10 protein-coding genes are annotated in these 10,137 nt (G+C 25.8%); 7 read left to right on the forward strand and 3 right to left on the reverse strand.

Annotation, left to right across the window (positions count from 1 at the left end; all coding sequences use genetic code 11):
• The first annotated feature begins 80 nt into the window (after positions 1-80).
• The 4 genes from HMPREF0202_RS01030 (at position 81) to HMPREF0202_RS01045 (ending at position 3,335) form a co-directional block, all read left to right on the forward strand.
• On the forward strand, positions 81-413 hold the full coding sequence (locus HMPREF0202_RS01030) for a hypothetical protein (RefSeq protein ID WP_023051607.1): 333 nt from the start codon (positions 81-83) through the stop codon (positions 411-413).
• Between the two features lie 80 nt (positions 414-493).
• The gene (locus tag HMPREF0202_RS01035; RefSeq protein ID WP_040406011.1) at positions 494-1,153 is read left to right on the forward strand and encodes a response regulator transcription factor; all 660 of its coding nucleotides are present in this window, start codon (positions 494-496) and stop codon (positions 1,151-1,153) included.
• On the forward strand, positions 1,134-2,480 hold the full coding sequence (locus HMPREF0202_RS01040) for a HAMP domain-containing sensor histidine kinase (protein WP_023051609.1): 1,347 nt from the start codon (positions 1,134-1,136) through the stop codon (positions 2,478-2,480). The genes HMPREF0202_RS01035 and HMPREF0202_RS01040 overlap by 20 nt, the downstream gene beginning before the upstream one ends.
• 39 nt (positions 2,481-2,519) lie before the next feature.
• Positions 2,520-3,335: a nitroreductase family protein gene (locus HMPREF0202_RS01045; protein ID WP_023051610.1), complete on the forward strand. Its 816-nt coding sequence runs from the start codon at positions 2,520-2,522 to the stop codon at positions 3,333-3,335.
• 144 nt (positions 3,336-3,479) lie between these two features.
• Here the strand turns inward: HMPREF0202_RS01045 and HMPREF0202_RS15045 are convergent, their stop codons facing one another.
• Together HMPREF0202_RS15045 and HMPREF0202_RS01050 are read right to left on the reverse strand one after the other, a co-directional pair.
• On the reverse strand, positions 3,480-3,656 hold the full coding sequence (locus HMPREF0202_RS15045; RefSeq protein WP_156898026.1) for a hypothetical protein: 177 nt from the start codon (positions 3,654-3,656) through the stop codon (positions 3,480-3,482).
• Positions 3,657-3,804: 148 nt separating this feature from the next.
• Positions 3,805-5,358, reverse strand: coding sequence for an ABC-F family ATP-binding cassette domain-containing protein (locus tag HMPREF0202_RS01050; protein ID WP_023051612.1), 1,554 nt, complete (start codon positions 5,356-5,358; stop codon positions 3,805-3,807).
• Positions 5,359-5,545: 187 nt separating this feature from the next.
• On the opposite strand from HMPREF0202_RS01050, the gene HMPREF0202_RS01055 reads away from it, so the two are divergent.
• From HMPREF0202_RS01055 to HMPREF0202_RS01065, 3 genes are all read left to right on the forward strand, one after another.
• Entirely contained in the window at positions 5,546-7,519 is a 1,974-nt protein-coding gene (locus tag HMPREF0202_RS01055) for an LTA synthase family protein (RefSeq protein WP_040406013.1), read from the forward strand.
• An 83-nt stretch (positions 7,520-7,602) separates the two neighbouring features.
• Positions 7,603-8,358 (forward strand): SDR family oxidoreductase, encoded by a 756-nt coding sequence (locus HMPREF0202_RS01060; protein WP_023051614.1) that lies wholly within the window; start codon positions 7,603-7,605, stop codon positions 8,356-8,358.
• 59 nt (positions 8,359-8,417) lie between these two features.
• Positions 8,418-8,972: a YqaA family protein gene (locus HMPREF0202_RS01065; RefSeq protein WP_023051615.1), complete on the forward strand. Its 555-nt coding sequence runs from the start codon at positions 8,418-8,420 to the stop codon at positions 8,970-8,972.
• A gap of 16 nt (positions 8,973-8,988) precedes the next feature.
• Here the strand turns inward: HMPREF0202_RS01065 and HMPREF0202_RS01070 are convergent, their stop codons facing one another.
• Positions 8,989-10,125, reverse strand: coding sequence for an ROK family protein (locus HMPREF0202_RS01070; RefSeq protein ID WP_040406015.1), 1,137 nt, complete (start codon positions 10,123-10,125; stop codon positions 8,989-8,991).
• Positions 10,126-10,137 lie beyond the last annotated feature (12 nt).

Below are 10,137 nucleotides of genomic sequence, written 5' to 3' on the forward strand. Positions count from 1 at the left end.
AAGTTATGTTTAAAAACTTGACTTAATACCAAGGAGCTTTTGTAATATCAGCAGTTTCATTTGCAAACGGACATACATCAATGGAGAATATGAATCATGGATTTATGAAAAATAATATGAATATTTCAAATATGGAAATGACTAATAAAGATATGAGTTGCAAAATGATGGATAAACAAAATGGAGGAAATCATATGATGGGAAAAATGGGTATGATGAATATGACTCCAGAATTAAAAAAGCAGATGCAAGATGATATGATAAAAATTCAAGAGAAACAATTAGAAATTAGTAAAATAATGAATACAACAAATCCAGATATGAAAAAAGTAGAAAAATTAAATAATGAGATTTATCAAATAAAAGCTAATCACATGACAAAAATGCAACAGAATATAATGAAAACAAATTAATTTATTATAAAAGACGGGAATTCCCGTCTTTTTATTGTATAATAAAATAAATTTTAAGGACTGTGTTAAAAGGAGTTTTTATGAGAAAAAAAGTTTTAATAATAGAAGATGAACAAAATTTAGCAAATATAATAGGAAAAAGTTTAGGAAATGAAGGATTTGAAATAAAAATAGTAACTCAAGGAGATTTAGCTTTAGATGAATTTTATTCTTTTTCTCCGGCATTGGTTCTTCTTGATATAAATTTGCCTAAAAAAAACGGTTGGGATATTTGTAAAGAAATTCGCCAATACTCAAAAACACCTATAATTATAATGACTGCTAGAGATACAGAGTTAGATGAGATTCACGGGTTAGAACTAGGGGCTGATGATTATGTAACTAAACCAATTAGTACAAAAGTAATTATATTAAAAATAAAAAAACTTTTGAAAATGGAGGATAATAGTTTTTTTTATTTAGATAAGTTAAGTTTTGACTATAATACTTTTAAAATTATGGTAGAAGATAACGAAATAGTATTGTCAAAAAGAGAAACGTTACTTTTAGAATATTTTTTTAGAAATCAAGATATAATTTTATCAAGAGAAACACTGTTAAATGAAGTTTGGGGTTTTGAATTTAGTGGAGAAGAGAGAGCGGTAGACACATTAGTAACTCGTCTTAGAAAAAAAATGGGAGTGTATGGAGAACATATAAAATCAATAAGAGGTGTAGGATATGTATTTAGCAAAAATTAGACTTAACCTCTTTACTAAAATATTTGGATTTTCACTCTTTATAGTGTTGATAACAATTTTAATAAATTATTCTTTTAATGCTATTTTCTTAGAGAAGTTTTATATTTATAGAAAAAAAGAGTTAATGTTAAAAGTTATACAAAATGCAAAAATTGTTTACGAAACACAGTCTGAAAATAATTTTGAAAATTATGTCTATGATATAAAAGAATCTAAAGGAATAGATATAGATATAAAAAATTCTAAGAAGAGTCGTATGATGGGAAGTCATATGATGAGAAGAAGTGATAGTATAGATAATATTCCGTATAATAAATTTGTAGATAAAGAGTTATTAGGAAATGATGCTAAGATTTTATATTATGGTGAGGAGTTATCAAGAGATAGTGGAATATTTGTAAGTACTTCTTTATCGGTTATTCAAGCGCATAGTCATGAAAGTAACATATTTAATATTATGACAGCATTAGTAGCATTAGCTATATCTTTAGGAACAGGATTAATATTTTCTAAAAGAATTACAAAAGATATAGGATGTTTAAATGAAAAGGCTAGAAAAATTTCAAAATTAGATTTTTCTGAAAATATTGAAATTAATAGAAATGATGAGATTGGAGATTTAAGTAAAAATTTAGAAAAAATGTCAAAAGAGCTTTCGACATCAGTATCTAATTTAAAATCATTTGTATCAAATGCCTCTCATGAATTAAGAACTCCAATTGCTGTTATTTGTACTCATGCAACAGCACTCCTTGAGCATAAAGAAATTAAAGAAGACGAGAAAAGAAAGTATTATGAAATAATTTTAAAAGTTGGAAATGAAATGAAAGAATTAATTGAAAATTTATTAATATTATCTAAATTAGATAGTACAGTTTTTAGATTAAGAAATGAGAGTGTGAATTTAAAAAAAATTATAGAGGAAGCTTTGGAAAGATACGATATAATTGAATTAGAAAGAGATATAAATATAAATCTAAATTTAGATACAGAGAATGTACTTGGAGATTCAAGAATTATAAAATTAGTTTTAAATAATTTAATCCAAAATGCTTTAAAATATAGTATTATTGGTGGTGATGTAAAGATTTTCCAAAAATTTAATTACTTAGTTATAGAGAATACTTTTCAAGGAAAACTTGGAAATGAGATTGAAAAACTTCTTCAACCTTTTTCAAGAGGCAAAAATGCCGAAGATTTTAAATTTGATGGAATGGGTTTAGGCTTATCTATAGTATCCAAAGCTTTAAATTTAGCATCAATAAAATACGAGATAAAAGTAGATCAGAATAGATTTATAGTAAAATTAAAAATATTAGATAATTAGTTTAATAAAAAATAGATTTATGAAAGGAGCGTTTTTAAAATGTTTAAAGTAAATGATAAAATATGTATAGGTTGTGGAATGTGTGTAAAAGATTGTTTTGTACGAGATATTGAATTAGTTGAAGGAAAGGCAGTAATAAAAAATGTGACATGCTTTAAGTGTGGACATTGTGTAGCCGTATGCCCGGTAGCAGCGGTGTCTACAAATGAATATAGTATGGATGATGTAGTTGAATATAATAAAGAAAAATTTACTATTGAGCCTGATAATCTTTTAAATTTTATAAAATTTGAGAGAACAATAAGACAATTTAAGGAGAAGGATGTAGAGAACGAAAAGCTTTTAAAGATAATTGAAGCTGGAAGATTCACACAAACAGCTAGTAATGCACAAAATGTAAACTATATAGTAGTAAAAGAAGAGATTCAAGAGGTTAGAAAAATAACTTTAGAAGTTTTGAATAGTTTAGGAGGATATATTTTAGAGAATTCAATAAATCCTTTATATAAGAGATATGCCAAAATGTGGATAAAAATGTATAATGATTTTATAACAAATCCTTTAGGAGAAGATAATTTATTTTTTAAAGCACCAGCTTTAATAGTAGTTACTTCAGAGCATCCTTTAAATGCTGGATTAGCTTCAGCAAATATGAAGCTTATGGTTGATGCCTTAGGATTAGGAACTGTTTTTAGTGGATTTTTTACAAGAGCTTGTGAAGGTAATTCTAGAATAAAAGATTTTTTAGGAATCGAAGAGAAACAAACTGTAGTCACATGCATGGTTATTGGATATCCAAATGTAAAGTATTCAAGAACTGCTCCGAGAAAAGCTCCAAACATTATTTGGAAATAAAAAAATATTTTTTAGATAAAACTGTCGACTTAATTGTTGACAGTTTTATTATTTTAATAGTTGTTGGAATTATTTTTGGAAGTTTTTTAAAAGAAAAAGTCCATTGAATAGTTAATCTAATCAATGGGCTTTTTTGCGTAAGTATTAATTATTTGAGTAAATAAACATTGTTCCAGTAGCTGAAACAGGTTTAAAATTTGTTTTTGTATCTTGCGAAGTATATTTCATTAAAGTTCCAGTGGCAGGAACTAATAAATTTTTTTCAGTAGAATAAGCCATTAAAGATAGAGATAATATTGAACTTATTATTAATAATTTCATGATTTTCCTCCTTTTATAAAATTGTAATTATTACAAATTTAAATTAATTATAAACTAAAAGGCGAAAAAATGCAAGTTATTTTTAATTTTTTAAATAAAAAAACTGCTAATAAAAACTTTATTAGCAGTTTCGAAATTAAATCTAATATTAAATTATTTTTGTTGTCCAATCTTCAACATTCCAAATTTCAGTAGCAACATCCATATAGAAATCAGGTTCATGGCTTACCATTAATACTGTTCCGTTAAATTCTTTAATTGCTCTTTTCAACTCTTCTTTTGCATCTACATCTAAGTGATTTGTAGGCTCGTCTAGAATTAAGAAATTAATTTCACGATTCATAATTTTAGCAAGTCTAACTTTTGCATTTTCTCCTCCAGATAAAACACGCATCTGACTTGTAATATGATCTGTAGTTAAACCACATCTAGCAAGAGCTGCTCTAACTTCAGCATTAGTTAATCCAGGGAATTCATTCCAAAATTCATCTAAAGCAGTTATAGAAGAACTTTCTTCTTCTTGTTTAAAATAACCAATTTCTAAGAATTGTCCGTGTTCAATTTCTCCAGATAAAGATTTTATTCTTTTTAAAATTGTATTTAAAAGTGTAGATTTACCTAAACCATTAACACCTTTTATAGCAATTTTTTGGTTACGTTCTATTGTAAAATTAAGTGGTTTTGTTAAAGGTTCGTTATATCCAATAACAAGATCTTTTACAGTAATAATCTCTCTAGATGGTGTACGTGCAGTTTTAAATCCAAAAATTGGTTTTGGTTTTTCTCTAGCAATTTCGATAATTTCCATACGGTCTAACTTTTTTTGTCTATCTTTAGCTAGGTTTGTTGTAGCAACTCTAGCTTTATTTCTAGCTATAAAATCTTCTAGATGAGCAATTTCTTTTTGCTGTTTCTTATAAGCTGCTTCTATTTGTCTTTTTTTCAGTTCATACATCTCTCTAAAATAATAGTAATCACCAGTATATCTAGTTAAAACTGCATTTTCAATATGATAGATAACATTAGTAACTTCATTTAAAAATGGAATATCATGTGAAACTAAAATAAAAGCATTTTCATAGCTTTTTAAGAAATTTTTTAACCAAGTTATATGATCTTCATCTAGGAAGTTTGTAGGCTCGTCTAAAATTAGAATCATAGGATTTTCTAATAAAACTTTAGCTAAAAGTATTTTAGCTCTTTGACCACCAGAAAGTTCAGAAACATCTCTTTCTAAACCAATATCAAGTAAACCTAATCCAGCAGCGTACTCTTCAATTTTAGAATCTAAATTATAAAAATCTGCTCCTTCAAGGATACTTTGTATTTCTCCAACTTCTTCTAAAATTATGTCCATTTCTTCAGGAGTACAGTCTCCCATTTTTGTGTAAAGATCCATAATTTCTTGTTCTAACTCAAACATATGAGCAAAAGCAGATTTTAAGATATCTCTAATTGTTTTTCCTTTTTCTAAAGTACTATACTGATCAAGATATCCTGTAGTGATGTGATTACACCAAGAGACTTGCCCTTCATCAGGCATAAGTTTACCAGTAATAATATTTAAAAATGTAGATTTTCCTTCTCCGTTGGCTCCTACTAATCCAACATGTTCACCTTTTAAAAGTCTGAAAGAGGCATTTTCTAAAATAACTCTAGAACCAAATCCATGACTTACGTTTTTAACATCTAAAATACTCATAAAATTTAACTCCTAATATATTTAATTAATATTTTTTTTACGATACGCAATGCTCTAATTTTATCATGATTTTCAAATAAATGATACATACTTTTTTACAAGAGTTCAAGAAAGACTAGAAAACTTGTATTAATATAAAAAAAATGTTAGAATTTATACTCAATTAATTACGAGCGAGGTTTATTTTATGTTAAAAAACAATCAAAATAACTGTTTTATAATTTTAAAATTTTTTATAAAGCAGTATATCTATCTTTATTTTATGATGGTAATCAGTAGAATTTATTTTTTGTATAGAACTTTTCCGAAAGAAATAAAAATTCCAAAAGAAATAATTTATGAAGGATTTAAAGTTGGATGGATTTTCGATAACTCTATTATTGGTAGTTTCACCGTGATTACATCACTTTTATTTATAATTTTTTATATTCTAAATAAAAAAAATTATAGAGTAGCAAAGAATATCTACATAATCCCAACTAGTATTTTATTTTTAATCATTTGTTCTTTAAGTTTTGGAAATGTTGAATATTTTAGAGAATTTGGATTTAATGTTAATTCATCTATTTTAAACTACTTTGGAGACACGAATGAAATAGTAGCTACATTTTTTTCAGGAAACGACTATAACCCTATAACAAATTTATCAATTATTTTAATTTTAACAATAGGCTTTATAAAACTAACTAAAAAAAATTTAGAAAAAATAAATTTAAGATTTGATTTCTTTGGGAATTTAAAGACTATGGTATCTATTTTAGTCATTATAACATTAGGAGTATTTTCATCAAGAGGTGGATTTTCAGAGGCAGTTTTAGACTGGGGAAGAGGATATTATTCAGAATATTCATATATGAACCAATTTGCTATAAATCCTATTTTTTCTTTAGGTAGATCTTATTACAATTTAAAAAAAGAGCAAAGAAAAGGACGAGCATTAGAAAGAACTTTTTCAATAGATGAACTTAAATATAATATAAGAGAAATAGTAAAAGATCAACAAGCTCAATATATTTCTGATAAAAATCCATTACTAAGAGTAACAGACACACAAAAAAATCAGAAAAATTATAATGTTGTAATTGTATTGATGGAAAGTTTTATGTCAAAATATATTGGAGCTCAAGGAGCTGAAATAGATTTAACACCTAATTTTAATAAATTAGCAAAAGAGGGAGTTTTATTTAATAATTTTTATGCTACTGGAACTAGGTCTAATAGAGGTATAGCTTCTGTTACAGTTTCATACCCGTCGCCTAAAGTAATTTCTGTAACTAAAGAATTTACAGCAGGTCAAAAGTCATTTTATTCTTTACCAAAGATTTTAAAAGAAAGAGGTTATGAAACATCATTTATATATGGTGGTGATGCTGAATTTGATAATATGGCTGGTTTTTTAAAGCTAAACGGCGTGGATAACATAATAGACGAAAAAAATTTTTCAAAAGATGATAAAACTATTAAATGGGGAGTGCCAGATAATAAATTATTTGAAAAATCTATCGATTATTTAAATAATTTAAAAAAGCCATTTTTTGCAACAATTTTTACTTTAAGCAATCATGCACCATATGATATAGATTCAAATTACAAACTTTTTAAAAATAATGAGTTTGGAGAATTGACTAACAGATTAAATGCCTTTCATTTTGCAGATATAGCTTTAGGACAGTTTATAGAAAAAGTAAAGAAACAAGGGTGGGCTAAAAATACAATTTTTGTTTTTGTAGCTGATCATGGATTTAAAACAGATTCAAATTTTGATTTAAATTGGGAAAATTTTAAAATTCCACTTCTTTTATGGTCACCAGGAAATATATTTAATCCTGAAATTAAAGATATCACATCATCTCAAGTAGATATTCTTCCTACTGTAATGGGAGTTTTAGGAGGAGCCTATAAAAATTCAAGTTGGGGAAAAAATCTTTTTACTGTTTCTCAAGAGAGTTCATATGCTTATATAGTGCAAAATAATTTCTATGGAGTAATAAAAGACAATCTTCTTCTTATTGATGGTGATGGAGTTAAGCCAAAACTTGTTGATATGAAAAAAGGGGAATATTTAGAAGAAGGAGACCTTTTAAATAAATTACATCAAGTTACTAGAACTTATTTAGAGCTAGAAACATATCAATTAAAAAATGGAACTTTTGCAGATTAAAAAAATATTAATTCTTGATTTTTAAAAGGGAAATTTCTAAAAAATTAGAATAATAAAATAAACAACTAATTGGAGGTAGAAATATGAGTTTTAAAAATCAAATTGTTGTTATTACAGGTGGAGCAAAAGGTATAGGAAGAGGACTTGTAGAATCTTTTGCTAAGGAAAATGCAGATGTATATTTTTTAGATATGAATTTTGAAAGTGGTAATAAATTAGAGAATGAGCTTAATGATAAGGGATATCGTGTTCATTTTAGATTAGTAGATATAACTAAAGAGATAGAGCTAGCAGAAGTTATAGATAAAATTCCAAAAATAGATATTTTATGTAGTAACTGTGGAATATTTCCACAAAAAAAAATAATGGATATGAATGTTGATGATTGGGAAAAAGTTCAAAAAGTAAATGTAACAAGTACATTTTTAGTAACTAAATATTCTATAAAAAAGATGATTGGAGCAAAATATGGAAGAATAATTTTAACATCATCAATAACAGGACCAGTAACAGGATTTCCGGGATGGAGTCATTACGGTGCGAGTAAAGCAGCATTGTTAGGGTTTATGAGATCAGCTTGTTTAGAAGTTGCTAAATTTGGAATTACAATAAATGCAGTTATGCCAGGAAATATATTAACAGAAGGATTAGTTCAGCAAGGAAATGATTATATTAATAGTATGAAAAAAAGTGTACCAGTAGGATTTTTAGGCGATGTTTCTGATATAGCTAACGGTGTTATGTTTTTTGCTAAAAAAGAAAGTAGATATATAACAGGCCAAACTTTAATTATAGACGGTGGACAAATTTTACCAGAATCTTTAGAGGCTTTAGCTTAATTTATTTACTATTTTTTTCCATAATGGTATAATTAAAAAAAATTCTTAAAGGATAGTTTATGTTTGAAATATTAAAAGAGTTTGGGATTTACGGAATAGCAATAGCTGGATTGTTAGAGGCAACAATATTGCCTATTCCAATGGAGACAATATCCGTACCAGTATATCTTTCTTCAAGAGAAAAAGTGGCGTATTTATTAATAATTTTATTAATTTGCTCTACTTTAGGTAGCATAATTGGTTATTTATTTTGGAGAAAAATTAGTGGACCAATTAAAAATAGATATTTAAAATCAGAAATATTTGTTAAAATAAAAAAAATGTATGAAAAAAATGCTTTATTAACATTGTTGACATCTGCATTTACACCAATACCTTTTGAAGGATATATTATAGCAGCAGGGATTCTTGAAATAGAATTTAAAACATTTTTATTAGGAGTAGTTTTTAGCAGAATCTTAAGACACTTTCCTCAAGGGGTATTAGTATATTACTATGGAGAAAAAGTAATAAAGGATATAGGTACTTACAGTATTATAATTATAATATCTATATTTCTAATTATTTTTATAAAAAATTTTATTGATAAAAAAATAAAAAAGGGCAATATTTAAAATAATATTGCTCTTTTTAAAATAATTCATCAATTATAGGAAGCATAGCGGCACCTAGGCAAATACCCTTCTCTTGTAAATTTGAAAATTCGATTGTATTTTTTCCTCTAAAAAAAATATTATTACTATAAATTTTTTCTAATAATTCACTTTTAAAATTTTCTTTATATTTTGATAATTTTCCTGAAATAATTATTTTTTCAGGATTATATAAAAATATAATATTTTTAATCCCAATAGCTAAGTATTCGATATATTCATTAAAGAGATTAGAATAGTTTTCATTTATCAAATAATCATTTTTAAATATATCTTTTATTTTAGTGATATTGTTATCTAAGTTATTAAATTTTTCTAAAAGGGCAATTTCAGAGGCATATTTTCCCCAGCAACCTCTATTTCCACACTCACATAAAATCCCTTGAAAGTTTATATTCATGTGGTTAATTCTTGAAGCTTTGAACGAAAAATTTCCATAATCATCTTCTTCAGTAAAAGTGGACATATTCAAAATATCTCCAATATTTAAAACAATAAAATTTGGGAATTCTTTTCCTAAACCTAAAAATTTTTCACTTATAGCACATAAATTTGCCTCATTATCAATTAAAATTTTTTTATTATATTTTTGGGATAAATTTTGAATTTTATTCAAAGGAATTCTTAATGAAGATGTTATTTCAATTATATTATTTTCTTTGTCAACAATTCCAGGAACAGAAATTCCAATTCCAATAAGTTTTTTTTCAACTTGTTCATTTATTTCCAATAAAAATTCTTCTAAAATTTCATCTATTTTTTCTATTAGATTATTTTTTAAAAAATTTTCTTTAATAATAGTTTCTTTTATGATATCTCCTCTTTCATTTCCGAGAACTATTTTCAATTCTTTTAAATGTACAGAAATTCCAATACTATAAACAAAATTATTTTCCAGAGAATAATTTTGAGCTTTTCGTCCTGCTCCTGTTCCTACTTTTAAATCTTCCTTTATAATATTATCTTTTAAAAATTTATTTATAATTGTTTTTATGGTAGGAAAACTTATATTTAAATCATTAGATATATCTGCAATTGAAAGATTTTCTCTTTTTTGATATATATAATGAAAAACTTTTTTTTCATTATTTTCTTTTATTTTTTTTTGATACATAATATCCTCCGA

It is taken from the genome of Cetobacterium somerae ATCC BAA-474, from assembly GCF_000479045.1.
Lineage (GTDB): Bacteria > Fusobacteriota > Fusobacteriia > Fusobacteriales > Fusobacteriaceae > Cetobacterium_A > Cetobacterium_A somerae.

Bases quoted from the DNA above. Each gene is read 5' to 3' on its own strand.
- HMPREF0202_RS01040 (WP_023051609.1), top strand. From the start codon at position 1,134: ATGTATTTAGCAAAAATTAGACTTAACCTCTTTACTAAAATATTTGGA.
- HMPREF0202_RS01050 (WP_023051612.1), bottom strand. From the start codon at position 5,358: ATGAGTATTTTAGATGTTAAAAACGTAAGTCATGGATTTGGTTCTAGA.
- HMPREF0202_RS01055 (WP_040406013.1), top strand. From the start codon at position 5,546: ATGTTAAAAAACAATCAAAATAACTGTTTTATAATTTTAAAATTTTTT.
- HMPREF0202_RS15045 (WP_156898026.1), bottom strand. From the start codon at position 3,656: ATGAAATTATTAATAATAAGTTCAATATTATCTCTATCTTTAATGGCT.
- HMPREF0202_RS01070 (WP_040406015.1), bottom strand. From the start codon at position 10,125: ATGTATCAAAAAAAAATAAAAGAAAATAATGAAAAAAAAGTTTTTCAT.
- HMPREF0202_RS01060 (WP_023051614.1), top strand. From the start codon at position 7,603: ATGAGTTTTAAAAATCAAATTGTTGTTATTACAGGTGGAGCAAAAGGT.
- HMPREF0202_RS01030 (WP_023051607.1), top strand. From the start codon at position 81: ATGGAGAATATGAATCATGGATTTATGAAAAATAATATGAATATTTCA.
- HMPREF0202_RS01065 (WP_023051615.1), top strand. From the start codon at position 8,418: ATGTTTGAAATATTAAAAGAGTTTGGGATTTACGGAATAGCAATAGCT.
- HMPREF0202_RS01045 (WP_023051610.1), top strand. From the start codon at position 2,520: ATGTTTAAAGTAAATGATAAAATATGTATAGGTTGTGGAATGTGTGTA.
- HMPREF0202_RS01035 (WP_040406011.1), top strand. From the start codon at position 494: ATGAGAAAAAAAGTTTTAATAATAGAAGATGAACAAAATTTAGCAAAT.